34 protein-coding genes and 1 tRNA gene are annotated in these 23,134 nt (G+C 36.9%); 33 read left to right on the top strand and 2 right to left on the bottom strand.

All coding sequences use genetic code 11. The annotated features are described in order from the left end of the window. Positions 1-89: 89 nt before the first annotated feature. The 7 genes from IEX65_RS25415 to IEX65_RS25385 all read left to right on the top strand — a co-directional run bounded on the left by IEX65_RS25415 (position 90) and on the right by IEX65_RS25385 (position 3,747). Entirely contained in the window at positions 90-560 is a 471-nt protein-coding gene (locus IEX65_RS25415) for a Dps family protein (RefSeq protein WP_188770735.1), read from the top strand. Between the two features lie 137 nt (positions 561-697). Continuing rightward, positions 698-1,618, top strand: coding sequence for an OmpA/MotB family protein (locus IEX65_RS25410; protein ID WP_188770734.1), 921 nt, complete (start codon positions 698-700; stop codon positions 1,616-1,618). A gap of 89 nt (positions 1,619-1,707) precedes the next feature. Further along, positions 1,708-2,793 carry an AI-2E family transporter gene (locus IEX65_RS25405; RefSeq protein WP_188770732.1) on the top strand — a complete coding sequence of 362 codons (1,086 nt, stop codon included), beginning with the start codon at positions 1,708-1,710 and terminating at the stop codon, positions 2,791-2,793. 93 nt (positions 2,794-2,886) lie between these two features. Beyond that, on the top strand, positions 2,887-3,093 hold the full coding sequence (locus IEX65_RS25400) for a hypothetical protein (RefSeq protein WP_188770729.1): 207 nt from the start codon (positions 2,887-2,889) through the stop codon (positions 3,091-3,093). A 7-nt stretch (positions 3,094-3,100) separates the two neighbouring features. After that, positions 3,101-3,277: a DUF6496 domain-containing protein gene (locus IEX65_RS25395; RefSeq protein ID WP_188770726.1), complete on the top strand. Its 177-nt coding sequence runs from the start codon at positions 3,101-3,103 to the stop codon at positions 3,275-3,277. 10 nt (positions 3,278-3,287) lie between these two features. Then, a complete protein-coding gene (locus IEX65_RS25390; RefSeq protein WP_188770724.1) occupies positions 3,288-3,524 on the top strand; it encodes a 4a-hydroxytetrahydrobiopterin dehydratase in 237 nt (78 codons plus the stop codon). A 43-nt stretch (positions 3,525-3,567) separates the two neighbouring features. Beyond that, complete coding sequence (locus IEX65_RS25385; RefSeq protein ID WP_188770722.1) at positions 3,568-3,747, top strand: hypothetical protein; 180 nt, start codon at positions 3,568-3,570, stop codon at positions 3,745-3,747. Positions 3,748-3,938: 191 nt separating this feature from the next. On the opposite strand, the gene IEX65_RS25380 is transcribed toward IEX65_RS25385, so the two are convergent. Next, the gene (locus IEX65_RS25380) at positions 3,939-4,928 is read right to left on the bottom strand and encodes an App1 family protein phosphatidate phosphatase (RefSeq protein WP_188770720.1); all 990 of its coding nucleotides are present in this window, start codon (positions 4,926-4,928) and stop codon (positions 3,939-3,941) included. A gap of 1 nt (position 4,929) precedes the next feature. Between IEX65_RS25380 and IEX65_RS25375 the strand changes: the two genes are divergently transcribed. The 24 genes from IEX65_RS25375 to IEX65_RS25270 all read left to right on the top strand — a co-directional run bounded on the left by IEX65_RS25375 (position 4,930) and on the right by IEX65_RS25270 (position 20,142). Beyond that, positions 4,930-5,808, top strand: a complete 879-nt coding sequence (locus tag IEX65_RS25375) for a diacylglycerol/lipid kinase family protein (protein ID WP_188770718.1) — start codon at positions 4,930-4,932, stop codon at positions 5,806-5,808. Positions 5,809-6,041: 233 nt separating this feature from the next. Further along, positions 6,042-6,698: a BON domain-containing protein gene (locus tag IEX65_RS25370; RefSeq protein WP_188770715.1), complete on the top strand. Its 657-nt coding sequence runs from the start codon at positions 6,042-6,044 to the stop codon at positions 6,696-6,698. Between the two features lie 81 nt (positions 6,699-6,779). Next, positions 6,780-7,376 (top strand): YceI family protein, encoded by a 597-nt coding sequence (locus IEX65_RS25365; RefSeq protein ID WP_229250900.1) that lies wholly within the window; start codon positions 6,780-6,782, stop codon positions 7,374-7,376. 27 nt (positions 7,377-7,403) lie between these two features. Continuing rightward, positions 7,404-8,165, top strand: coding sequence for an SDR family NAD(P)-dependent oxidoreductase (locus IEX65_RS25360; protein ID WP_188770713.1), 762 nt, complete (start codon positions 7,404-7,406; stop codon positions 8,163-8,165). A gap of 156 nt (positions 8,166-8,321) precedes the next feature. Further along, positions 8,322-9,173, top strand: a complete 852-nt coding sequence (locus IEX65_RS25355; protein ID WP_188770711.1) for a universal stress protein — start codon at positions 8,322-8,324, stop codon at positions 9,171-9,173. Beyond that, the gene (locus IEX65_RS25350; protein ID WP_188770709.1) at positions 9,170-9,568 is read left to right on the top strand and encodes a low affinity iron permease family protein; all 399 of its coding nucleotides are present in this window, start codon (positions 9,170-9,172) and stop codon (positions 9,566-9,568) included. Before IEX65_RS25355 ends, IEX65_RS25350 begins: the two co-directional genes overlap by 4 nt. A 56-nt stretch (positions 9,569-9,624) precedes the next feature. Beyond that, complete coding sequence (locus IEX65_RS25345; RefSeq protein WP_188770707.1) at positions 9,625-10,230, top strand: porin family protein; 606 nt, start codon at positions 9,625-9,627, stop codon at positions 10,228-10,230. A 112-nt stretch (positions 10,231-10,342) separates the two neighbouring features. Then, complete coding sequence (locus tag IEX65_RS25340; protein ID WP_188770705.1) at positions 10,343-10,669, top strand: four-helix bundle copper-binding protein; 327 nt, start codon at positions 10,343-10,345, stop codon at positions 10,667-10,669. A 39-nt stretch (positions 10,670-10,708) separates the two neighbouring features. Next, positions 10,709-10,831 carry a hypothetical protein gene (locus IEX65_RS28160; protein WP_262891878.1) on the top strand — a complete coding sequence of 41 codons (123 nt, stop codon included), beginning with the start codon at positions 10,709-10,711 and terminating at the stop codon, positions 10,829-10,831. A gap of 36 nt (positions 10,832-10,867) precedes the next feature. Beyond that, a complete protein-coding gene (locus IEX65_RS25335; protein WP_188770703.1) occupies positions 10,868-11,908 on the top strand; it encodes a glycoside hydrolase family 130 protein in 1,041 nt (346 codons plus the stop codon). Beyond that, positions 11,905-14,277, top strand: a complete 2,373-nt coding sequence (locus tag IEX65_RS25330; RefSeq protein ID WP_188770701.1) for a glycosyltransferase — start codon at positions 11,905-11,907, stop codon at positions 14,275-14,277. Before IEX65_RS25335 ends, IEX65_RS25330 begins: the two co-directional genes overlap by 4 nt. Positions 14,278-14,503: 226 nt before the next feature. Further along, the gene (locus tag IEX65_RS25325) at positions 14,504-14,959 is read left to right on the top strand and encodes a hypothetical protein (protein ID WP_188770699.1); all 456 of its coding nucleotides are present in this window, start codon (positions 14,504-14,506) and stop codon (positions 14,957-14,959) included. A 73-nt stretch (positions 14,960-15,032) separates the two neighbouring features. Next, positions 15,033-15,191, top strand: a complete 159-nt coding sequence (locus IEX65_RS25320) for a lmo0937 family membrane protein (protein ID WP_188770697.1) — start codon at positions 15,033-15,035, stop codon at positions 15,189-15,191. Positions 15,192-15,211: 20 nt separating this feature from the next. Next, positions 15,212-15,526: a YtxH domain-containing protein gene (locus tag IEX65_RS25315; protein ID WP_188770694.1), complete on the top strand. Its 315-nt coding sequence runs from the start codon at positions 15,212-15,214 to the stop codon at positions 15,524-15,526. Positions 15,527-15,605: 79 nt separating this feature from the next. After that, a complete protein-coding gene (locus tag IEX65_RS25310) occupies positions 15,606-15,959 on the top strand; it encodes a hypothetical protein (protein ID WP_188770692.1) in 354 nt (117 codons plus the stop codon). Next, a complete protein-coding gene (locus IEX65_RS25305; protein WP_188770690.1) occupies positions 15,956-16,354 on the top strand; it encodes a hypothetical protein in 399 nt (132 codons plus the stop codon). Before IEX65_RS25310 ends, IEX65_RS25305 begins: the two co-directional genes overlap by 4 nt. A gap of 135 nt (positions 16,355-16,489) precedes the next feature. Continuing rightward, positions 16,490-17,200: a ferritin-like domain-containing protein gene (locus tag IEX65_RS25300; protein WP_188770688.1), complete on the top strand. Its 711-nt coding sequence runs from the start codon at positions 16,490-16,492 to the stop codon at positions 17,198-17,200. Positions 17,201-17,269: 69 nt separating this feature from the next. Further along, a complete protein-coding gene (locus IEX65_RS25295) occupies positions 17,270-18,064 on the top strand; it encodes a ferritin-like domain-containing protein (RefSeq protein WP_188770686.1) in 795 nt (264 codons plus the stop codon). 189 nt (positions 18,065-18,253) lie between these two features. Next, positions 18,254-18,442, top strand: a complete 189-nt coding sequence (locus IEX65_RS25290; RefSeq protein ID WP_188770684.1) for a CsbD family protein — start codon at positions 18,254-18,256, stop codon at positions 18,440-18,442. A gap of 42 nt (positions 18,443-18,484) precedes the next feature. Beyond that, positions 18,485-18,766: a hypothetical protein gene (locus IEX65_RS25285; RefSeq protein ID WP_188770682.1), complete on the top strand. Its 282-nt coding sequence runs from the start codon at positions 18,485-18,487 to the stop codon at positions 18,764-18,766. Between the two features lie 21 nt (positions 18,767-18,787). Further along, the gene (locus tag IEX65_RS28155; protein ID WP_262891877.1) at positions 18,788-18,919 is read left to right on the top strand and encodes a hypothetical protein; all 132 of its coding nucleotides are present in this window, start codon (positions 18,788-18,790) and stop codon (positions 18,917-18,919) included. 61 nt (positions 18,920-18,980) lie between these two features. After that, positions 18,981-19,619, top strand: a complete 639-nt coding sequence (locus IEX65_RS25280; protein ID WP_188770681.1) for a porin family protein — start codon at positions 18,981-18,983, stop codon at positions 19,617-19,619. Between the two features lie 10 nt (positions 19,620-19,629). Continuing rightward, on the top strand, positions 19,630-19,935 hold the full coding sequence (locus IEX65_RS25275) for a hypothetical protein (RefSeq protein ID WP_188770679.1): 306 nt from the start codon (positions 19,630-19,632) through the stop codon (positions 19,933-19,935). A gap of 27 nt (positions 19,936-19,962) precedes the next feature. Beyond that, positions 19,963-20,142 (top strand): hypothetical protein, encoded by a 180-nt coding sequence (locus IEX65_RS25270; protein WP_188770677.1) that lies wholly within the window; start codon positions 19,963-19,965, stop codon positions 20,140-20,142. Between the two features lie 253 nt (positions 20,143-20,395). Here IEX65_RS25270 and IEX65_RS25265 read toward each other — a convergent pair. Then, a tRNA-Arg gene (locus tag IEX65_RS25265) sits at positions 20,396-20,469 on the bottom strand. 170 nt (positions 20,470-20,639) lie between these two features. On the opposite strand from IEX65_RS25265, the gene IEX65_RS25260 reads away from it, so the two are divergent. Both IEX65_RS25260 and IEX65_RS25255 read left to right on the top strand, forming a co-directional pair. After that, a complete protein-coding gene (locus tag IEX65_RS25260; protein ID WP_188770675.1) occupies positions 20,640-22,049 on the top strand; it encodes an MBOAT family O-acyltransferase in 1,410 nt (469 codons plus the stop codon). A 26-nt stretch (positions 22,050-22,075) separates the two neighbouring features. Beyond that, positions 22,076-23,059, top strand: a complete 984-nt coding sequence (locus IEX65_RS25255) for a hypothetical protein (RefSeq protein ID WP_188770673.1) — start codon at positions 22,076-22,078, stop codon at positions 23,057-23,059. Positions 23,060-23,134: the final 75 nt, after the last annotated feature.

The following is a 23,134-nucleotide window of genomic DNA, read 5'->3' as shown; positions in this document are numbered from 1 at the left end:
ATTAACTAAATTCACACAACTTTTTATAAATATGAAGCGAATAATTATTGACCTTGCAACGCTTTTTTACACATAAATTGTACAACAAAATGAGACCAGCAATTGGTATTTCGGAAGAACGTTTAGAGATGAGCGTAAAAATACTTTCCAATATCTTATCAGATGAAATGGTACTTTACATCAAAACTCGGAAATCTCATTGGAATGTTTCGGGCGAAAGTTTCATGGAATTGCATAAACTATTTCAAAACCAATATGCCGAACTCGAAGAAACAATTGATGAAATTGCCGAACGTATCGGGAAGTTGGGCAGCAAGACTATCGGAACAATGAGCGAGTTTTCGGCACTTACAAGACTGAAAGAATCGCCAAAAGTGTATCCATCACGAAAAGAAATGCTTACCGAACTCAAAAACGACCACGAAACTTTGATTGTGGAACTGCGTAAAGATATTGATGAGTGTGTAGAAAACCGGGATGCAGGAACAACCGATTTCTTGACTGGAATAATGATTCAACACGAAACCTTTGCTTGGATTCTGAGTCGATATTTGAATTAAAGTCGGTGAAAATACAAAATTATCATAAAGTATATGGCTTTGTTCGACCTCATTCGAGGTCAAACTTAATATTTGTCATATACAATCTTGACTAATATTTCTTACAAGTCAGATAATACTAAATTCTCAAAAATAACATGAAAACTCTTACAAAACTTATCCTACTATTTGCGGTAGGTATTACGCTCACATCGTGTGTTGTGAAGAAAAAACTAACCAAATTACAGTCTCTCTACGATAAATCAGAATCAGATTTGGTTAAATGTGGAGACAGCGTACAAGATTATAAAGATAAACTTGAGCGTATGTCGAGAATGCAACAAGAAAGCGAAAATCAAAAAAACAATACGCTTGGTTTGGTTCAGCAACGTGATATGCAAATCGACGAACTTAAAATGCAAATCGTAGATTACAAAGGCTTGCGAGATAAACAACTTGATGCCGTAGGAAATCTAACGGTTTTATCGAAAGAAGCCAACGCCAACATTGATAAAACGCTGTCGCAACTTGCTACCAAAGACCGTTATATTTATTTGCTTCAAGCCGCCCGAACCAAGACCGATTCAATCAATTTAGCTTTGGCTGTAAATCTTACAAGCGTATTGCGTAATGGCATTGAAGACAAAGATGTGGAGATAAAAGTCGATAAAACAGTAGTTTTTATAAATATTTCAGATAAAATGCTGTTTAGCACGGGAAGTACTAAAATTTCTGCTCGAGCCAATAATATTTTAGAGAAAATCGCCTTAATCATTAAATCAAGACCTGAGTTGGAAGTGATGGTTGAAGGCTACACCGACGATGTTTCAATCAACACCGATTGTGTGACCGACAACTGGGATTTAAGTGCCAAACGTGCTACTTCGGTTGTGCGAGTGATGCAACAGAATTTCAATATTGACCCTAATAAATTGATTGCGGCGGGTCGTGGACAGTACAATATTTTGGCAAGCAATAATACTGCCGATGGTCGTACAAAGAACCGTCGTACTCGCATTATTTTAATGCCAAAACTTGACCAATTTTATGATTTATTGAATCCAGATAATCAGAAGTGATAAGGATATGAATCTGCCAATGTATTGTATCTCAGGATTTTACATACTTGAATTTTAATCGTATTTTTGACTATCAAAAAAGCTAAAATATGACCATAACGCTCAATTCGGTAATCAAGAAACTACTTCTCTTATTTCTCATAATTGCAGGACTTTACTTTGGCAAAGTTTTTTTGATGCCTTTGTGTTTTGGTGCTATTTTGGCTACACTTTTTTTGCCTTTGAGTAATTGGCTACAACACCGTAAAATACCCAAATTCATTGCGGTCGTTCTTTGTCTGCTTACAATTATCTTAATTATTGGTGGTTTACTTACACTTTTCGGCTGGAAAATATCAGGTTTAGTAAAAGACGTTGAACTTCTGAAACAAAGAGCCATAGATACTGGCATTCAGCTACAAACATATATTTTTAATCGTTTTGGGGTTTCGGCCGAAGAACAACTTCAGATTCTGAAAAAAGAGCAGCCTTCTTACGCCAATCTCATGCAATCAATGGCGGGTTCGGTTTCGAGTTTTTTCGGTAATCTGATTTTGGTTTATATCTATTTCATTTTTTTACTCTATTACCGCAATCATATCAAGCAATTTTTGCTGAAACTTTCGACCGAAAAGAATAAATCTGAAATGGAGAAAATTATTCAAACTACCACCAAAGTTTCGCAGCAATATTTGCTTGGTTTATTCAAAATGATAGCTTGTTTATGGATTATGTACGGTATTGGTTTTAGCATTTTGGGCGTTAAAGATGCCATTTTTTTCGCCATTTTGTGCGGTTTTTTAGAAATTGTGCCTTATGTTGGCAATATTATCGGAACTGTTTTAACGGTTTTTGTTGCTGCCTTACACGGTGCAAATATTGAAATGTTGGGCGGAATTGTCGTGGTTTATGGCATCGTACAGACAATTCAAGGTTGGTTGCTCGAACCTATCATTTTAGGCCCACAAGTAAAAATCAATCCTCTTTTTACCATCTTTGCCTTAGTGATTGGCCAACTAATTTGGGGAGTATCGGGAATTGTCTTAGCGATACCGCTGACAGCGATACTCAAAATAATTTTCGACCACATCGAACCGCTAAAACCTTATGGGTTTTTAGTTGGAGAGATTGAACCTCAGAAAACAGAACAGGGATTGATGAAGAAAATTAAAGGCTTTTTGAAAATCAATGTGTGAACTTTGTAAGTTATTTCTAAAATTATGTAACACTTTGATTTCCAATAGTGTAGAACTTTGATTATTCATATTATTCTACATAAATCAAATGCCATGAAACGCCAACTTATAGTGACAGGCCAAACAAAAGAGCCAATTACGATTCCGCACCCCGAAAAACTACCCGAATTTGAGCTACTCATCGACCCAAATACTCCCAAAATATATCCTGACGAAAGTCCAATTGAAAATCCGCCAACTGGGCCTATCGAAAACCCACCTTATGAGTTGCCAAAACCGAGCGAATTTTCTATTAATTAATGGCTATATGAAAAAGAAAAAACATACGGCTTCTCAAAAAAAGGTTGCTGAAGTAATGCACGAATTTAAAGTGGGTGACTTGCATTCTGGAAATACAGACACAATCGTTACAAACCCAAAACAAGCCATTGCGATTGCCTTGAGCGAAGCAGATGAACTGGGAAAACCTAAAAATAAATCCTAAATAAAAAGATATGTGGCAAGAAGAAAACAACCAATTGAAACAGAGTTTTCAATTTGCCGATTTTGTAGAAGCGTTTGCTTTTATGACCCAAGTGGCATTTGCTGCCGAAAAAATGAACCATCACCCCAATTGGAGTAATGTATATAACAAGGTTGATATAACCCTGTTTACGCATGAGGCCAGTGATAGCGTCACAGAAAAAGATAGAAAACTATCTAAATTGATTGATAAAATTTATAAGAAGTAAGGGGAATAAATTGTGATTAACCAGCTTATTTCAAATCAAAAACATGAAAAAGAAGAAAAAAGTCACGAAAGAACATGGTATTATTTCAATTGTACAATCGCCCGAAAAAGGTGAAAACGAAAATAAGTTCGTTACAGAAAATAACTCGGACGAACAAAAAGAGCATGGCGTTATTTCGATTGTGCAGTCGCCAGATGACGGAAAAAACAGGGAAGATGTGTAGTGATAGGAGTTATGCAGAATTAATAAAATAGCAGTATTTTGTAGGTCATGGCTAAAGCTTAAATCGTTTTTTTCTTTAACCCCAGACTTAAGTCTGGGGTTTGAAGATTGAGAATCTCAATTAGCTTTAGCTATGACCTTACATCTGTAATTTTACATAATGCTTAAATTAATACAAAAATAGCCAATCTTTCAAGTAATTAATCCAATGTCTTTGGCATGTAAAATTGCTTCGTCAGTATGCTTAAATTGACAGGTTTTAATAGCTTTATTTTGAATTGAATCAAGTGTTTCGGTTGTTATATTCTCTTTCTCCAAACTTATATTTCTGATATAAATCGCCACAATTTGCTCGGGGTATTTGTTGGCTATTGAGGTGTAAATCTGAGGGTCGCTTTGTGAGTTATCGCCCAATAAAATAAAGCGTTGTTTCGGAAACGCTTTCAAAATTCTTGTCACTCTAATTAGTTTTCCTTCATGTTTTGTCTTGCCTGTTTTTAATAATTCATACCATTTTTTGATATTATTCAGCAAAAAAGCTCCTTTCGGCAAGCCATTATGCTTAAAAAACTCATTCAAATCATCGTATAAATTCCATTCACTACTGGAAACATAAAAGAACGGATTGAGCAAATAGGAACTTGTGTGGGCGAGTGAGAGCAGCTTATAAAATTTAACCACATCGGCAAATGTCTTGCGACTACGTGGATTTTTAGTAAACATCACCCGCAGTTTTTTGCCAGTATTAGCAGAGTGAGAAACCAGCACCGTATCGTCAATATCAGATATAAAACCATATTGGGTAGCGTGCGGAACAAAAAGTTTTCCTTCTCCGAATGTCGAGACAAAGCCTTGATATTTAGCCAAATGTACTATTACAGGATGCCAACCCGCTTCAATCTGGGTATCTGATTTCCATTCGAACTTGAAGAAACCATCGGTTTCCGTAATAGTATCGAATCTTTGTTTTTGCCATTGTAAACTTACTTTAACCTTCGGTATAGGCTTCACCAAAAACAATTTGATTAAATGTATGATATTACTGAGCAGATTATTGTTAAATTTACTTGAGGTATCCGATTTTCCAGCCAAAACATGGCCATAAACCACCAAATTATTTTGGTGTCCGTAGCCATGATAGACTTTCACGGTAGCAACACGATTCTCAACTTTATTTTTCATTATGACACACGATAACTTGAAACTACTCTTTGTAATTAACGCTGCTTCGGGCAGTAATTCTATCGACTGGGCTTCCGAAATTACCAATTATTTTGCTGCAACCAACCACACTGTAGATTTTTATCATCTGACCAAAACCTGCAATATTTCAACAATAAAAGAACAAATCAAGGCATTTTCGCCTAATTGTGTGGTTGCAGTTGGTGGCGACGGTACAATAAAATTAGTTGCTGAATGTTTGATGAAAACAAAAATCCTTATGGGAATTTTGCCCGCAGGCTCTGCCAACGGACTCGCAAAGGAACTCGGAATTAGCGACATTCCAACACAAGCACTCGATATACTTACGCAAGGCTATTCAAAAAAAATCCACGTTACTCAAATTAACGACCAATTATGCGTCCATTTGAGCGATATTGGGCTTAACGCCTACGCCATCAAGGAGTTTGAAAACCAACCAATGCGTGGTTGGTGGGGTTATCTGTTGGCATCGCTGAAAGTGCTATGGCAAAACCCTTTGATGGAAATTACCATAAAAATTGACAATAAAAGCATTAAAATGAATGCTGAAATGATTGTAATTGCCAATGCTACCAAATATGGCAATGGCGTTGTGATTAACCCGATCGGTAACTTAGAGGATAAATTGTTTGAAGTAATCGTGATTAAGAAAAAATCATTTTATGAAATCTTCAAAATGACTTTTGCGTATGGTTCGCACGATACCGACAAAACCGAAATCTTTCAAACTGATACTTTATCCATGAAATCCCGCAAAAAAGTCCATTTTCAGATAGACGGAGAATATCTCGGTAAAGTAAAAGAAGTCAATGCCATTATTGCTCCCAATGCTCTACAAGTAATTGTTCCTGAGAGTTAAAACTTATATTTATGTGGTGATAGAACTGTAATTGGCTAATAGTCATAATTCTACATCGCTTGGAGCGACCCCGTCATTACTCATAATTCTACATTCTTAATTCTAAATTGTGCGTTAGCACTAAATGTGTGAATGTTGTAACTTTTTCTAAAAGTTATGTAACACTTTCCTGACCAAAGCTTCTGACCTTTATGTTGTGGTGAAAATTAATTCACACACTAAAACTCAGCACGATGAAGAGTAACGAAGACTTACAAAGAGATGTTCAGAATGCCATAAAATGGGAACCGCTTTTGCACGCAGCCGAAATTGGCGTTACTGCTATTGATGGTGTTGTGACACTCACTGGAACGGTTGATAGTTATGCCAAGAAGTCGGAGGCCGAAGAAGCTGCCAAGAAAGTATCAGGTTTAAAGGCTTTAGTCGAAAAAATAGAGATAAAATTTAGCAGTACATGGAAAAAAGATGACGCTGATATAGCCACCGAAATTCTGAATGCTTTGAAATTGAATTGGGAAATTCCGAATGAAGATATTGTCGTGAAAGTTGAAAATGGATGGGTACGTCTCGACGGAGAAGTCCAATGGAACTACCAACGTGAAGCGACAAAAAAAGTTGTGAAACAACTGGCTGGAGTGTTAGGTGTAACCAACGACATCAGGCTAAGTGCCGAAACCCACGATGCTATCGAAAAGAAAGATATTCAAGATGCTTTCACACGCAACTGGTCAATTTGCGAACAAGATATTGAAGTAAAAGTTTTGGGCAATAATGTAACCTTAAATGGTTCGGTTGACTCATACTACCAAAGAGATGAAGCTGCTCGAATCGCTTGGAATGCTCCTGGCGTAACGTCGGTTGATAACGAGCTGATTGTAAATTTTAATTAATTAGCGGGTTTAATAAAAGTGGGAGGATTTTCCTCTCATTTTTTTCTTCATGTATTATAAAAACACAAAATCAAAAAAATAATGATAAATCAAACCAAATGGTCGATTGACCAAGCTCACAGCGATATTACGTTCAAGGTAAGACACCTCATGATTGCCCACGTAAAAGGAGAATTCAAAACCTTCGAAGCCAATATTTACACTTCTGAAAAAGACTTTACAACCGCCGAAATTGATGTTTGGATTGATGCCGCTTCAATCACCACGGGCGATGTTCAGCGTGACGACCATCTAAAATCGGTTGATTTCTTAGATGTTATCAATCACAAGCAAATCACATTTACTGCCAGCACGATTGTAAAAGCCGAAGAAAAAGGGAAACACAAACTTTGGGGAGAGCTAACCATGATTGGCGTAACCAAAAACGTAGTGCTTGATGTAGAATTTGGAGGAATCGTGAAAGATCCGTGGGGAAACGAAAGAGCAGGTTTTACTATCACAGGTAAAATCAACCGAGCTGATTGGGGCTTGGTTTGGAATACAACAATTGAAGCAGGTGGAATTATGGTAAGTGAAGAAATCAGTATCAACTGCGAAATTGAATTGACCAATATCGGGTTCAAAGATTTGACAATGGAACTCCAACCAGGCGATGCCAACGAAAGAACTTTATTGTAAATACTTCAAAACAAACACAGTTTTACCATGAAACGATTAGAAAATAAAGTTGCCATCATTACGGGTGGGGCAGGAAGCATCGGAAAAATAACCGCCAAACTTTTTTTAGAAGAAGGGGCAAAGGTGTTTTTGGTTGATGTAAACGAACAAGAACTCAAGGCCGTAGATGATGAGCTGGAAGGCTCTCGAATAAAATATTGCGTGGCCGATGTCTCGAAATCAGAAGATGTGCAACACTATGTCAATGAAGCCGTTAAGGAATTTGGTAAGATTGATATTTTCTTCAATAATGCAGGTATCGAAGGTGTCGTAAAACCACTTGTAGATTATCCAGATGAGATTTTTGATAAAATAATGGCCGTAAATGTGCGTGGAATGTGGCTGGGAAATAAATACGTTTTGCCCCACATGAACGATGGCGGCAGCATCATCATGACTTCATCGGTTGCAGGTATAGTCGGTTTTGCTGGTTTGGGAGCATACGTTACGAGCAAGCACGCCGCCGTCGGAATCATGCGAGTTTCGGCGATTGAAGCCGCTCCCCGAAAAATCAGAGTAAACTCGGTTCATCCTTCCCCAGTCAATAACCGCATGATGCGTTCGATTGAAGAAGGTGCTTCGGCAGGCCATGCCGAAGTTGTAAAAAAACAATTTGAAGCATCAATTCCACTCGGACGCTACGCCGAACCCATCGAAATTGCCAAATTAGTAGTGTTCTTGGCCAGCGATGATAGCCAATTTATCACAGGAACTACGCAAGTAATTGATGGTGGTTTGGTGGTGCAGTAAAGATATTTTATTTGAATCATAGAAGTCGTTTGGATAAGAACTTGTGTTTTTTCGACTTGAGTCGAAAAATAGAAAAAGTCCTTTGTTCTCTTATCCAGTGAATTTATTCACTGAATATACCAGTAATACATCATACCAAAAATAAATAATACAGCCATGAAAACCATTCTTTTTCCTACCGATTTCAGCGATAATGCCTTTCATTCAGCACAATATGCGGCCATGTTGGCTAAGCGTTTCGATGCCAAACTTCTTTTACTAAATGTATATTCGGTCATTTTACCAATAGTTTCGGAGTCTCCGATGATTTTTGATAAAGATGATATAGTGGTTCGACGACAAAACGATGCCGAACAAAGTTTACAGGTTTTTGCCGATAAACTAATGGAAGAAACAAAGCTACCCACCGAACAAATCGTGCAACTGGTTGAATACGGTTTGCTAACTGATGTAATAGCCGACACCGCCAAGGGAATGAACGTTGACCTAATTGTGATGGGAACGCACGGAGCATCATATATGATTGACCGTTGGTTTGGCACAAACGCCGAAAAAGTAGTGGAGTCTTCTAACTGCCCTGTTTGGGTTGTTCCTGAAAATACCCCACTCAATATGCCAAAAGTTATTATGTATGCTGCTGATTTTAAGGAAGATGAAGTAACTGCAACCTATGAAGTTTTGGCACTCGCTCAACCGTTGGGTGCTACCTGTAAGGTGATTCATGTGCATGATTATTTTGAACTAAACGCCAACCAAACCGTAAAGCAAGAGGTTGCGGAGCTAAAAGAGGAGTTCCAGAATTTTGATATTTCAATAAAAGACATCAATCGTGAGGAAATTGTAAAAGGCTTGGAAACTTACGTGCGAACTCACAAACCCGATGTTTTGGCTATGGCGGTTTACGAAAAATCTTTCTTTAGCAAATTATTCAACAGCAGCCTAACTGAGCATTTTGTGCAGGAAGCCAAACTTCCGATGTTGTTTTTCAAAAAGCCAGTTTATTCATGAACATAAAAAATACATACCGACACCTCGAACGAATTTTTGAGAAAATAACTGGTTTTGTAACGGCAATTCTTGGTAGTTCTATCACTTTTATTTTAGCTTTGGTAATGATTATGTTTTGGTTTACTAATCGAGATTTTGCCAACCAAGAACTCAACGAATCTATCAGAGATTTGATTCATGGAGTTACGTTTCTGAGCCTATTTGTTATTCAAAAGGAATTTAACCGCTTTTCGGGTTCGCTTCACATCAAAGTAAATGAACTCGTTGTTTCAAGTGAAATAGCCAATAATTCCGTAATGAATGTTGAACACAAAACCGAACTGGAAATTCAAGAACTTCAAAAAGAATACACCGATTTAGTTGAGCAAATTAAAGAGGTAGAAGAGAAAGAGTAGTTAAGTAGTCCACGGTGGTACATCTCCTTATTATTCGCATATAAAACACAACGAAAATGTTAAAAAAATACACATTACTTGCTGCATTAGTACTCATAAATGCAGTCAATGCTTCTGCCCAAACCCTTTCCATAGGGCCAATGATTGGCGGGAATATTTCTACTTTTATGGCAGCTTCAAATACTAAAGGCTTAATAGGAATTTCGGTTGGAGGTTTTGCCAATTATAGCGTAAACGACCATTTTGGACTCGGCGTTAAGGCCATGTATTCGCAATTAGGCACAGCCTATAATTACAATTCAGACCACGACCGCCTGCATTATGTGCAAGTGCCGATTACCGCTATTTATTACTTTGGCGAGCCAGAAAGTCAGTTTCGGCCAAAGGTTTTTGCTGGTATTTATTTAGCTCCGTTAATTAAAGCCACCAATAAAAACGGTGACGAAATTCTCGGAATTGATGGGAAGGCAGCTTATAATAATTTTGATTTTGGTGGAATTGTTGGTGCGGGTTTCAATTATCGAGTCCAGTCACGAACTTGGCTCAATGTCGATGCGGGAATGACCAGAGGCATGACTGATGTGACAAAAAATGCCTTCAATTATCAAAATTTGGCATTCGGAGTTAGCGTTGGCCTTAGTTTTCCGGTGGGAAAAGATTAGTTTTTGGGCATAATGTGTGAATTATGCAAGTTTCCAGAAAAATTATGTAACACTTTTCTGCGTAAACTCTCACACCTTTATACTTTCAAAATACTAAAATTTTGCTGATAAAATGATACCTCAAAAATATCAAGCCTGCATTGATGCTTGTGCCGATTGTATAGTGGCCTGCAAAGATGCCTCAACCGAAGACTTAAAAGAAGACGACATCGAAATGATGGCACGGTCTATAAAATTAGACCATGATTGTGCCGCTGTCTGTATTTTGGCCATGCAGTCAATGGCATCGGATAGTGAGTTGGTCAAGCAAATATGCAAGCTTTGCGTTGAAGTCTGTACCATTTGTGCCGAAGAATGTGACAAATACGATTATATGGAGCAATGCAAAATCTGCTCGGAGGCCTGCCGAAAATGTGCCATTGAATGTGCAAAAATGTAAGTTAAAAATAAATTTTCATCCATATTAAATACTACCAAAATGTCGAACGATAAAGATGCCAAAGACAAATCGGGCAAGAAAGCTCCAGCCAAAAGTCTAAAAGAAAAACGTACGGCAAAAGCCGCCAAACGCAATGAGAAAAGTAGTCCGAGCGTAACCTAATGCTTAAACAATAAATTGGGGTTTGACCCAAAAAACATGATACAAGTAAAAAAAGAGGGGATTTTGCTTGAAAAAACAACGCAAAGTTTTGAGGAGATGGGAGTTTTGAATCCTGCTGTAATTAAAGATGGTGAATTCGTTCATGTTTTTTATAGGGCAGTCGGAAAAGGAAACTATTCGAGTATCGGATATTGCAAACTCAGTGGACCATTTACGGTCATCGAACGTTTTGCCGAACCGCTTATTTTGCCGGAATTTGAATATGAGTCGCATGGAGTTGAAGACCCCCGAATCGTGAAGATTGATAATTTATATTATCTTACATACACGGCTTATGATGGAGTGAATGCACTCGGTGCCTTGGCCACTTCAACTGATTTAAGACAATGGAAAAAGCTTGGTTTGCTCGTGCCTAAGATAACCTTCGATGAGTTTAATTACATGGCTAAGTTCAAGAATAAACTCAACGAAAAATATTTCAGATATAACGAACATGACCATATTTTGGAAAAAGAAGGCAAAGAAATGTTCCTTTGGGACAAAAATTTGATTTTCTTTCCCCGAAGAATTGAAGGAAAACTCTATTTTTTGCACCGCATCAAGCCCGATATTCAAATCATAGTTGGTATCAAGAAGTTAGAAGATTTGACGCCTGATTTCTGGCAAAAATACTTTTTGGACTTCAACAAAAATATAGTTCTCGCTCCAAAATACGACCACGAAGTGAGCTACATCGGCGGCGGCTGTCCACCCATCGAAACCGCCAAAGGATGGTTGATTATTTATCATGGTGTGCATGACTCAATCAAAGGTTATGTATATTCAGCTTGTGTGGCTTTGCTCGACTTAGATAACCCACAGAAAGAAATTGCACGTTTGCCATACCCGCTATTTAAACCCGAAAAAACTTGGGAATTGAAAGGCGAAGTAAACAATGTCTGCTTTCCGACTGGCACGGCTTTATTTGATGATACACTATATATTTATTATGGAGCAGCCGATGAGCGAATCGCCTATGTTTCAGTGAGTTTATCGGCTCTTTTATATGAATTAACACTAAATCCCGTACAAAAATGAACAATGAAAACACACTTGGTCGTATCAATGTATTGCCTTTGGGCTGGCAAAAATTTAGTGCGGGAAACAACACGCATAAGTTGGATAGTGCCAATTCACTACCCGAAATTTTATTCATTACTTCATTCCCTCCTCGTGAGTGTGGTATAGCCACCTACTCGCAAGATTTAATCAAAGCACTCAAAAACAAGTTTAGTTATTCGTTCAAAATCAGTATTTGTCCTTTAGAATCTGACAGCGAAAAACATATTTATCAAGAACCGATAAAGTATGTCCTGAATGCTGATGTATCAGAGGATTTTATAAAACTTGCAAAATCCATTAATAATGATGATAACATTAAGATGGTAATGATTCAGCACGAATTTGGATTGCTAAAAAAAGCCTTTTATTTCGAGCATTTCTTGAAATTACTCAATAAGCCTGCCGTTATTGCCTTTCATACGGTTTTGCCAAGACCTAATGAGGCATTAAAAACGTCGGTTAAAAATATCGTAAACTTATGCGAATCGGTTATCGTAATGACCCATATTTCAGCGGGAATTCTGACCACCGATTACGAAGTAACCGATGATAAAATCACTATCATTCCGCATGGAACGCACTTAGTACCACATTCTGACAAAGATTTTTTGAAAGCAAAATATAATGTTTCGGGTCGTCGAGTGCTTTCAACATTCGGCTTGCTAAGTTCGGGGAAAAGTATCGAAACTACTTTAGAGGCCATGACCGAAATTATCAAAGACAATGATGATGTATTGTTTCTAATTATCGGAAAAACACATCCTTCGGTAGCGAAAGAAGAAGGTGAAAAATACCGTAATTTCCTTGAAAACAAGGTCGAAAGCCTGCAATTACAGAATTACGTAAGGTTCATTAATCACTATCTTACGTTATCTGATTTGCTCGATTATCTGCAACTGACCGATATTTATTTGTTTACCTCAAAAGACCCCAATCAGGCCGTGAGTGGTACATTTTCTTATGCCATTAGTTGCGGCTGTCCGATTATTTCTACGCCCATTCCTCACGCCCGTGAGGTCTTGAAAAACGGTGCGGGAATAATCGTTGATTTCAAAAATTCGGGTCAATTATCGGCGGCGGTTATTAATTTACTGGGCGACGAAGCCTTACTAAAAGAAATTAGCTCAAATGGCTTGCACAGCATGGCACACACCGCATGGGAAAATGCCGCCATTGCCCACGCTCTTTTGTTTGAAAACATCAGCGAAGGAGAAATTCATTTGAATTATAAAATACCAGCCATTAATCTTGACTATGTAAAAAAACTGACAACCCACTTTGGCATGATTCAGTTTTCAATCATTAATCAACCAGATATTGGTTCGGGTTATACACTTGACGATAACGCTCGGGCATTGGTAGCCATGTGCCAACATTATGAGCTAACACAAGAGGCCGAAGACCTAAAGTACATTGAGATTTACCTCAATTTTATCAGATATTGTTTGCAAGAAGATGGAAGTTTCTTGAATTACGTAGATAAAGACGGAGTTTTTACCCAACAAAATTACGAAAACAACCTCGCCGACTCGAATGGCAGAGCCATTTGGGCTTTAGGATATTTGATTTCATTGAGTGAATCATTGCCCCAAGAGATGGTTTTTGAAGCTGGTAAGACCATTGATAGTACTTTGGCAAATCTGCTCGAAATTCATTCTACAAGAGCAATGGCCTTTATAATCAAGGGTTTGTATTATAGAAGTAGTGTGCAGCATTCGGTGCAAGATATGCTCTTGATAACTCGCCTGAGCAATCGTTTAGTGCAGATGTATAAGCACGAAGCCGAGCCTGAATGGTCGTGGTTTGAAAGCTATCTGACCTACGGAAACAGCATTTTGCCCGAAGCAATGCTTTGTGCTTGGCTGGCAACGGGCGAGCCAATTTATAAGCAAACTGCCAAAACTTCGTTTGATTTTCTGTTATCAAAAATTTTCACCGAAAAAAGCATCAAAGTTATCTCGAATCAAGGATGGTTGCACAAAGGCGAAGAAGAAAACCGAGTAAAAATTGGCGGTGAACAACCTATCGATATTACATACACAATTTTGGCTTTGAATAAGTTTTATGCAGTTTTTAAAGACGAAAGCTATAAAAATAAAAGCAAAATTGCTTTTGATTGGTTTTTGGGCAATAATCATTTGCACCAAATTATCTATAATCCATGTACGGGCGGTTGTTATGATGGCTTAGAAGAAAGCTATATCAACCTCAATCAAGGAGCAGAATCAACGGTAAGTTATTTAATGGCTCGGCTAACCCTCGAAAAAGCTTCGAGGAGCAATCAGAAATTAGAAAACCCCGAAAAACTATATCTGAAATTCAATCGCCAAAGTCATTTAGTATAATTCTTTAAATGACCAATCACCATGACAAATGTGTGAATCTTACAAATATTATCAAATATTGTATAACACATTCTGAAATCTAATCTCGCACCTTTGTATAGTAAACCAAGATACAATATGAAATCCATATTAACAGAACACTATGATAATATTTTCCTTCTGTGTGTTTTCGTAATCATTGTCATTTTGAATGCTTGTTCATAGACACACTTTAAAAAACAATACCATGAAAAATTTAATAACTAAGTCCAAACAATTAAAAAATATCCTATTGGGTGTTCTGACGCTGATAGTAGCATTTTCGTTTTCGGCTTGTTCAAAACGAATCGCTTTTCTTAATTCACAAGCAGTACCTGCTGCACGTGGCTACGTTGATATTAAGACTGATAAAAACAAAAACAATGTCATCGAAATTCACCTGACTGAGTTAGCAGAGGTACAAAGACTGCAACCTGCCAGACAAACTTATGTAGTTTGGATGCTGACCGACCAAGACGTTACAAAAAACATTGGTCAGATTAAGAGCGGAACGAGCATGATGTCGAAGCAGCTAAAAGCATCTTTCGAGACAGTTTCTTCTTTCCGACCAGTAAAAATATTCATAACGGCCGAAGACGATGCAAATATTCAATATCCCGGCAACCAGATGATATTAGAAACCGATAAGTTTTACAGGCAATAAAGATACATTATCATTTTAACATCTGATAATTAGCTACTAAAGACATACAACTTTATATAAACACACACATACAATGGGCAATCTTCTTTATATCGTCGCAGTGGTTTTAGTCATTTCGTGGGCAATTGGTTTCTTTGCTTATGGTGTTGGCGGAATCATTCATGTTTTGCTTGTAATTGCAGTAATCACAATCCTTTTGAGAGTGATACAGGGCAATAAAATCATTAAATAATCATTCAAAGAAATAAAAAAATGAAATCAGGAAAAGTTTTATTAGGCATACTGGCGGGTGTTGCAGCGGGTGCTTTGGTTGGTATTTTGTTTGCCCCCGAAAAAGGGTCAAGAACCAGAAAGAAAATTATGGATAAAGGCGAAGGCTACGCCGACGGCCTAAAAGATACTTTTGAAGAATTTGTAGATTCGTTGAACAAAAAGTACCAAAGTACAGTGCATGATGTAGAAAACATTGTGGCAAAAGGAAAATCTAAGTATGAAAATGCCATGTTGGAAGTTAATGAATTAGTTGCCAAAGACAAAGCAAAGTTTGATGGAATAATCAAAGATTAAACACAAAAGCAAGGCAATATAGATATGCTACTCATGGCATAGGTTTCTGTGTCATGAGTCATTCAAACTCCTTTCAAGCATGAAAAACTATGAAACGCCCGTAGAAATGCTTTTTGAGAAAGCAGAAGACTGCGGTACTACAACCATTGAATTGATGAAACTGAAAGCCATTGATAAATCGGCTGATATTGTTTCATCTTTTGCTGTTAAAATAGTATTATTCATAACTATTTTATTAATCATTGTCATCTTTAATGTAGGTGTTGCATTGTGGATTGGCGATTTGCTGGGCAAATCGTACTATGGTTTCTTCATTGTAGCAGCTTGTTATGCTTTGCTTTCGGTCTTGCTTCGTTCTTACTTAAATCAATGGGTAAAAATACCAATCAGTAATTTTATTATTACCCAAATGCTCAAACAATCAACCTCATGACCGACCATTCTGTACTTTTGAAAGAAAGAATAACTTTCTTAGAAGACCGTCAATGTCGAGAAATGACTATTCTAAAAGAGCAAGTCCACACCACCTATGAAAGCCTGCGACCAATCAATTTCTTGAAAAATTCATTACAAGAATTTATCTCTCAACCTGATTTGAAGGATAGTGTAGTAGATGGAATTGCAGGCATTGCTACTGGATACGTATCAAAAAAACTTTTGGTAGGAAATTCACATAATCCCTTTAAAAAAATAGCAGGAACTCTTTTTCAAATTGCGGTTACAACGCTCGTAGTAAGTAATTCAAGTAAGATAAAAGCAATGGGTGAAGTGGCTTTTAAGAATCTTTTTGGCCATGAAACTAAGAGTAAAGGAATTGACAAACCTTAAAATCAATGCTTAATAATTAGTTTTCCAATTTTGAATTTATAATACCCCAAAAATATACCAATCAATTTTAATACCTAAGTAAATATTAAATATTTATGCAAATATTTAATTTATCATTTAAACCAACTTTTTGTTATGCACAAATCACAACTAAATTCAGCGGTAGCCAAAAGTTCTATGGCCAAAGGAGTAACATTCAAGAATCGACGTAATTTTTTACGCAACGTAGGTCTGACAACCACAGCGAGTTTTGCCTTATTGGCAGTTGGATGTAAGAAAGACGACGAAGTAGCTGTTGGAGTAAATTTAGGGTCAAACGATATAGGTATTTTGAATTATGCCTATGCCCTTGAGCAATTAGAGGCTGCTTTTTATACACAAGTCATCGCAACTCCTTATTCAGGTATTTCAACTGCCGAGTTGTCGCTATTGACCGATATCAGAGACCACGAAATCATCCACCGAGAGTTTTTTAAGGTTGCTTTAGGTACCAATGCAATTCAAGCCTTGGAAGTAAATTTTTCGGCCATTGACTTTACGAGCCGAGCCAGTGTTTTAGGAACAGCCAAAGTATTTGAAGATACGGGTGTTGCTGCTTATAATGGAGCGGGTAAACTAATAAAAGATGGCGGATATTTGCTTTTAGCAGGTAAAATTGTTTCGGTAGAGGCTCGCCATGCAGCAGCAATTCGTGATTTGTTAAGTCCGTTATCAATCTCCTTTGCTGGAGATGATATTATTGACACTAATGGATTGGATGCCGCTAAAAAGCCAGCGGATATTTTGGCAGCAGTGCAGCCTTTTTTGACAACAAAGTTGAATGGCTCTAATCTTCCAACAAGCTAATTGAAGCATTCAATCAAAAATAAGGCAACTTATTTCAATTTTTCAAACACTTAAAGAAAACAATTTATCATGAATATTTTCAAGATATTAACAGACATAGAAAAAATAGATAGCGAAGTATTTGAAAGACTTGAGCATGTATCACGCCGAAGTGTATTTAATACTTTCAGTAAGAAGCTGGCTGCGGTAGCAGTTCCGACCGTTGTGGCAAGTATGCTCAATAAAGCCTATGCTGCCACCCCTGGTGCAATTGCGGTTTTAAACTTTGCTTTGACCCTCGAATACCTCGAAGATGAATTCTATAAAAAAGGTATTTCAACAACTGGTTTGATTCCTGCATCTGACCAAGCAATTTTTACTCAAATTAGTAAGCACGAAACTCAGCACGTCAATTTTCTGAAAACCGCATTAGGTGTAAGTGCAGTTGCCAAGCCTACTTTTGATTTCACAGCTAAAGGAGCTTTTGCCGATGTATTTTCAAATTATAAAACATTTGCTATTGTTTCGCACGCTTTAGAAGATACAGGTGTACGTGCCTATAAAGGTCAAGCGGCTAATTTGATGGCCACAGAAGATAAACCTTTGTTGGAATATGCTCTCCAGATTCATTCGGTGGAGGCTCGTCACGCATCAGTCGTGCGTCGATTGCTCAATACCAGAGGTTTTGTAGTAGGGGCAAAAGGTTGGATTACCTTAGCACAAGGTAGCCCTGCTGCTGTTTATGCGGGTGACGATAATTTGGTGCAAGGCGGTGTGAATTTAGGAGGTTTAGCTGGAAAAACAAATGAGGCTATCAGCGAAGCATTTGATGAGCCATTAACCAAAGAAGCAGTTTTGGCAATTGCCGGACCTTTTATTGTATAAATACAGTACAAGTAGGGTTGAGGATGAAAATTTCTCAACCCTATTTTTTATCAAACGTTGCAAATAATGCTCGAATTTGACCAAAAAGTGTGAATCATGTAACTTATATACAATATTTTGTAACACTTTAGTGTCTAAGAAACCCCACCTTTGTTGAGTAATTAGTGGTAAACATTCAATAAAGAAATCATGACAAATCTAACACAATTAAAAGGCAATTGGAATGAAACCAAAGGCAAACTCAAACAACAATACGCAATGCTAACCGACGATGATTTATTGTTAGTGGAGGGCAAACAAGACGAAATGTTGGGTCGCTTACAAACGAAACTTGGCAAGACAAAAGAAGAACTTCACGAATTAATTTCGGGTCTATAATAATTGCACTGAATATAATTAAAACTCTTAAACCGTATCAAAATGAAAAAAACAATCATAGTTGCCGCCATTTTTGCATTTACAATAATCGTTGGAGCTTGTAGTTCGCCAACCCAAAAAGTGGAAGAAGCCAAAACTGAGGTGGTTGAAGCTAATAATGAATTAGACGATGCAAACGCCGAATATATGTCAGATATGGCAAAGTATAAAGCCGAAACTGCCGATAAAATTGCAGCCAATGAGGTAATCATTAAAGATTTCAATGCTCGTATTGCGAGTCAGAAAAAAGATGCTCAAGTAGAATACAAACAAAAAGTAGCCTAACTGGAGCAGAAAAATACTGATATGAAAAAGAAAATGGATGATTATAAATTGGACGGTAAAGAGAATTGGGAAAAATTTAAAACTGAATTCAACCATGACATGGACGAACTCGGCCAAGCATTCAAGGACTTAACAGTGAAGAATGTTAAGTAAAACCCATTTCAACTTTTGCAAAATATAACTATAAATACACACAATTTTTATTTTTAAAAACATGAAAAAAATCTTTTTGCTCTTATCGGCTATCGTATTAAGTATCAATCTATGCGAAGCCCAAGTCTCAGATGATTCTCGAAAAAAGTTTCAATTTGGACTAAAAGTAGGTTCAAACTATTCAAATATTTATGATTCAAATGGAGAAAACTTTGATGCCGAAGGCAAGTTTGGTTTAGCAGGTGGTATTTTTATGGCTATTCCTATCGGGAAATTTTTGGGTGTTCAACCCGAAGTATTGTTTTCGCAGAAAGGCTACAAACAAACAGGTGCGTTTTTGGGAAGTACGTACGAGCTAACACGCACAACTGACTATATAGACATTCCTTTGTTGCTTTCAATCAAACCTGCGAACTTTCTGACCATACAGCTTGGACCACAATTTTCTTTCCTCACAAAACAAAAAGATGTTTTCAAAAATGCACTCGCAACCGTCGAGCAGCAAGATGAATTCAAGAATACCAATATCCGTAAAAACACTTTATGTGCCGTTGGCGGACTTGACATCAACATCAAACGAGTCATAATCGGAGCAAGAGCCGGATGGGATGTTCAGAATAATAGCGGCGATGGAACATCAACCAATCCACGCTATAAAAATGCTTGGGTACAGGCAACTCTCGGATTTAGAATCTTGTAAAATTATAGCCATGAAAACAGAAATTAAGCAAATTAGCGAAGATATTTCGGAAACTTTGATTGAGGTTATCTCTCTGGATAAAATCAGTAAAAAGCTCGAAAAAACGATTGAAAAATCAGCGAAGAAGATTGCCAAGAAAGTAGCAAAACTACGTAATAAAGCAAACAAAGAAGCTGATAAAGCAGCAAAACAAGCCATTGTAAAAGATTTGCTTAGTGCTACAAAACACACAATCAAAGTTCCAGCCAAGAAGATTATTGCTAAAAAACTTCCAGCGGCTCCTAAAGTTAAAACTGTAAAATTGAGTGTAACCTAAAGATACATAACTTATCAATAAAAAGCCATGCTGTATCAATTTTTACTCATTGCCATATTATTCGTACTTGGCAGCTACGAAATTTTACAACTAACAATTTTAGGAGATAAAATCTCCGATTTTGGAAGTTTTACGCTGAAGCAATTAAATAGTTTAATTCTGACAAAACGAGCGTGGAGGAATATATACAAATATCAGCATCAATAATATTTATAGCATTTCAAAAAGATAGTTTAATAGGTAACAGTGGTTAGGTTGTATCAAAAGACCATCTTTTTAAGATGGTTTTTTTGTGTTCTGTTTAAACGAGTGTAAATATTAAACAACCGTACAAAAACCTATAACTTGAAGTAATCTCGAAAATGATATTTTCTACGTAAATATTGAAGAGTAGGGGAGAAATAAACAAAAAAGCACTTGCGATTTTTCGTAAGTGCTTGATTATTAAAAACTTATGTTGTGATTCCAATAGGATTCGAACCTATGACCCACAGATTAGAAATCTGTTGCTCTATCCAGCTGAGCTATGGAACCGTAATCATGGTGCAAAGATAGGCTTTTTGATTTTAAAAGTCAAATATCATCTTGAAAAAACATTTATAAAAATCAAAAATTGATGATTCTAAGCTAAAATGCTTTGAAACTTTAATAATTAAACTGAACTTTGAACATAAAATTTGTAAACAGACACTCATCGGCACTCAATGTTATTTAATTCGCTACAGTTTATATTTTTCTTCATAGTTGTTACTTTAGCTTATTTCAGTTTGCCTCATCGTGGACGAATTTGGCTTTTGCTTTTGGCGAGTTGTTATTTCTATGCAGTTTTTCAGCCTATTTATATTTTAATCCTATTTGTTACGATTGTAGTTGATTATTATGCAGGAATATGGATTGAAAATGCTCAAGGTAGCCGACGAAAATGGCTTTTGGTGCTGAGTCTAATCTCAAATATCGGCTTTCTGGCTTATTTTAAGTACTATAATTTCTTTGTCGAAAATATCAATAATGTATTCTTTCATTTAGGCTCAACAACCCAGCTCGAATTATTAAAGATACTATTGCCGATTGGTTTATCATTCCATACTTTTCAAGCGATGAGTTATACGATTGAAGTATATCGTGGCAACGAAAAAGCCGAAAAAGATTTTGCTATTTATGCTCTTTATGTAATGTTTTATCCGCAACTCGTAGCAGGGCCAATCGAGCGACCGCAAAATGTGCTTTGGCAATTTCATAAAAACTTTGAGTATGATTTTGAAAACTTAAAAGCTGGCTTGATGCGAATGGCTTGGGGGATGTTCAAAAAAGTAGTGATTGCCGACCGCTTGGCAATGGTGGTTGATTATTCTTATGATAACCCTTACGACCATAATGGACTCACGCTTTTGGTGGCTACAATATTCTTTACATTCCAAATTTATTGCGATTTTTCGGGCTATTCAGATATTGCCATTGGTGCGGCTCGGGTGATGGGTTTTAAACTCATGGAAAACTTTGAAGCTCCGTATTTTTCAAAATCAATTAGTGAATTTTGGCGTCGTTGGCACATTTCATTGTCGGGCTGGTTCCGAGATTACCTTTACATTCCACTTGGCGGAAATCGGGTAGGGGAGTTTCGTCGATACTTCAATCTCTTCTTTGTCTTTATGATGAGTGGCTTGTGGCACGGTGCCGCATGGACGTTTATCATTTGGGGAGCTTTGCACGGAATTTACTTGGTTTTTGCCCAAATTCGAGACCGTTATGTGTCTTTTAAGGCCGAAAAATATTTCTCGAACAGCATAATTAATACTTTCAATTTAGCATTTACTTTTTTGTTGGTAATGTTCACGTGGGTATTTTTTCGAGCCAAAGGAATGACTAACGCCAAAATAATTTTATCGAAGATTCTGCACGTAACAAATTATGATTCAATTGCCACACCGTTTAGTATCAATGAAATGGTTTTTTGTTGGTTTTTGATTGCAGTTTTATTGTTAAAAGATAAATTTATGATGCAAATACGCACTCAAAATACTGTTCAGTTTTATCTGAGATTTACCGTTTTATTGGTGCTTTGCTACTTTTTCGGGGTATTTACCTCAAATCAATTTATATATTTTCAGTTTTAAAATTCGCTCTTGAAAGAGATGTAAATATGAAGTACTTTTTTTTAATACTTTTTTCATTCTTGTGGTATTTAGGTTTTTCGGGTTCTATGGCAAAGTGGCTGCACGAAAAAGGCATTACACAAGATGATTACCGCTACGGTGATTTATACCGAATGTCGAACTTGGCAAAATTTAAAGCTCCATTGGAGCAATGCCCTGTTCCACAAAATCCACCATCGGGGAATACTTCGTTGATTATCATGGGTGATAGCTTCACGGAAAAGGAACGCCTCGAAAAGAATCATTTCAAAGGTTTAAACAGTTATAATAGGTTTTTTATTACAGATACGATTCAGGTAAAGTTAGATACCTCAAAACGAAATGTGCTTATCATCGAAACGGTTGAGCGACACTTTCGAGAAAGGTTTACAGTACCATACATGAACTTGGAAGTTGCTGAAAATGAGACGATTAAGCAATTAGAAAAAGAGAAAAGTTTAGCGGAACAAATATTAAATTATGAAGTGCCGTATAATACCGAACGGCACGAGTCAATACTTTTTTCATCAGATTTTTTCTTGACTTTAAAAGAATGGAAAGCATGGTTGAACTGGAAATTATTCGACCGACTTGATGAGAAAGTCATGCTCTCAAAAGATGAGGAGTATCTTTTATATCAAGTAGATGCACAGCCTTCGGGAATCAATTCGTGTTTTGATAAAATTTCTGAAAAAGAAATCCAATTGATGGTTGATAACTTGAATAAAACTTACCAGTTCTACAAAAATGCAGGTTTTGATGAAGTTTATCTGTCAATTATTCCCAACAAAACATCAATTCTTGGCAGAGATTTAGGGGAGTATAATCATTTGATTGAAAGAATACAGAAAAACTCAGCTTTGAAAATGCCATTTTTTGATATTTACACACCCTATCATAATTCTAAAAAAGTACTTTATGAAAAAGGTGATTCGCACTGGAATTGTGAAGGAAAACAAATGTGGTTGGATTTGGTCAATGCCAAATTGTAGAAATATGGTAGAGACGTTGCAATGTGCCGAGCGAAGTAGGGTTATACCTGTAAAAAGCGAAACTTGATTGTGCCT

Source organism: Emticicia aquatilis, assembly GCF_014644295.1.
GTDB classification, from domain to species: domain Bacteria; phylum Bacteroidota; class Bacteroidia; order Cytophagales; family Spirosomataceae; genus Emticicia; species Emticicia aquatilis.
This window is presented reverse-complemented; position numbering and strand designations above follow the sequence as displayed.

Coding starts and splice junctions, on each gene's coding strand:
- IEX65_RS25415 (WP_188770735.1), top strand. CDS start 90: ATGAGACCAGCAATTGGTATTTCGGAAGAACGTTTAGAGATGAGCGTA.
- IEX65_RS25410 (WP_188770734.1), top strand. CDS start 698: ATGAAAACTCTTACAAAACTTATCCTACTATTTGCGGTAGGTATTACG.
- IEX65_RS25405 (WP_188770732.1), top strand. CDS start 1,708: ATGACCATAACGCTCAATTCGGTAATCAAGAAACTACTTCTCTTATTT.
- IEX65_RS25400 (WP_188770729.1), top strand. CDS start 2,887: ATGAAACGCCAACTTATAGTGACAGGCCAAACAAAAGAGCCAATTACG.
- IEX65_RS25395 (WP_188770726.1), top strand. CDS start 3,101: ATGAAAAAGAAAAAACATACGGCTTCTCAAAAAAAGGTTGCTGAAGTA.
- IEX65_RS25390 (WP_188770724.1), top strand. CDS start 3,288: ATGTGGCAAGAAGAAAACAACCAATTGAAACAGAGTTTTCAATTTGCC.
- IEX65_RS25385 (WP_188770722.1), top strand. CDS start 3,568: ATGAAAAAGAAGAAAAAAGTCACGAAAGAACATGGTATTATTTCAATT.
- IEX65_RS25380 (WP_188770720.1), bottom strand. CDS start 4,928: ATGAAAAATAAAGTTGAGAATCGTGTTGCTACCGTGAAAGTCTATCAT.
- IEX65_RS25375 (WP_188770718.1), top strand. CDS start 4,930: ATGACACACGATAACTTGAAACTACTCTTTGTAATTAACGCTGCTTCG.
- IEX65_RS25370 (WP_188770715.1), top strand. CDS start 6,042: ATGAAGAGTAACGAAGACTTACAAAGAGATGTTCAGAATGCCATAAAA.
- IEX65_RS25365 (WP_229250900.1), top strand. CDS start 6,780: ATGATAAATCAAACCAAATGGTCGATTGACCAAGCTCACAGCGATATT.
- IEX65_RS25360 (WP_188770713.1), top strand. CDS start 7,404: ATGAAACGATTAGAAAATAAAGTTGCCATCATTACGGGTGGGGCAGGA.
- IEX65_RS25355 (WP_188770711.1), top strand. CDS start 8,322: ATGAAAACCATTCTTTTTCCTACCGATTTCAGCGATAATGCCTTTCAT.
- IEX65_RS25350 (WP_188770709.1), top strand. CDS start 9,170: ATGAACATAAAAAATACATACCGACACCTCGAACGAATTTTTGAGAAA.
- IEX65_RS25345 (WP_188770707.1), top strand. CDS start 9,625: ATGTTAAAAAAATACACATTACTTGCTGCATTAGTACTCATAAATGCA.
- IEX65_RS25340 (WP_188770705.1), top strand. CDS start 10,343: ATGATACCTCAAAAATATCAAGCCTGCATTGATGCTTGTGCCGATTGT.
- IEX65_RS28160 (WP_262891878.1), top strand. CDS start 10,709: ATGTCGAACGATAAAGATGCCAAAGACAAATCGGGCAAGAAAGCTCCA.
- IEX65_RS25335 (WP_188770703.1), top strand. CDS start 10,868: ATGATACAAGTAAAAAAAGAGGGGATTTTGCTTGAAAAAACAACGCAA.
- IEX65_RS25330 (WP_188770701.1), top strand. CDS start 11,905: ATGAACAATGAAAACACACTTGGTCGTATCAATGTATTGCCTTTGGGC.
- IEX65_RS25325 (WP_188770699.1), top strand. CDS start 14,504: ATGAAAAATTTAATAACTAAGTCCAAACAATTAAAAAATATCCTATTG.
- IEX65_RS25320 (WP_188770697.1), top strand. CDS start 15,033: ATGGGCAATCTTCTTTATATCGTCGCAGTGGTTTTAGTCATTTCGTGG.
- IEX65_RS25315 (WP_188770694.1), top strand. CDS start 15,212: ATGAAATCAGGAAAAGTTTTATTAGGCATACTGGCGGGTGTTGCAGCG.
- IEX65_RS25310 (WP_188770692.1), top strand. CDS start 15,606: ATGAAAAACTATGAAACGCCCGTAGAAATGCTTTTTGAGAAAGCAGAA.
- IEX65_RS25305 (WP_188770690.1), top strand. CDS start 15,956: ATGACCGACCATTCTGTACTTTTGAAAGAAAGAATAACTTTCTTAGAA.
- IEX65_RS25300 (WP_188770688.1), top strand. CDS start 16,490: ATGCACAAATCACAACTAAATTCAGCGGTAGCCAAAAGTTCTATGGCC.
- IEX65_RS25295 (WP_188770686.1), top strand. CDS start 17,270: ATGAATATTTTCAAGATATTAACAGACATAGAAAAAATAGATAGCGAA.
- IEX65_RS25290 (WP_188770684.1), top strand. CDS start 18,254: ATGACAAATCTAACACAATTAAAAGGCAATTGGAATGAAACCAAAGGC.
- IEX65_RS25285 (WP_188770682.1), top strand. CDS start 18,485: ATGAAAAAAACAATCATAGTTGCCGCCATTTTTGCATTTACAATAATC.
- IEX65_RS28155 (WP_262891877.1), top strand. CDS start 18,788: ATGAAAAAGAAAATGGATGATTATAAATTGGACGGTAAAGAGAATTGG.
- IEX65_RS25280 (WP_188770681.1), top strand. CDS start 18,981: ATGAAAAAAATCTTTTTGCTCTTATCGGCTATCGTATTAAGTATCAAT.
- IEX65_RS25275 (WP_188770679.1), top strand. CDS start 19,630: ATGAAAACAGAAATTAAGCAAATTAGCGAAGATATTTCGGAAACTTTG.
- IEX65_RS25270 (WP_188770677.1), top strand. CDS start 19,963: ATGCTGTATCAATTTTTACTCATTGCCATATTATTCGTACTTGGCAGC.
- IEX65_RS25260 (WP_188770675.1), top strand. CDS start 20,640: ATGTTATTTAATTCGCTACAGTTTATATTTTTCTTCATAGTTGTTACT.
- IEX65_RS25255 (WP_188770673.1), top strand. CDS start 22,076: ATGAAGTACTTTTTTTTAATACTTTTTTCATTCTTGTGGTATTTAGGT.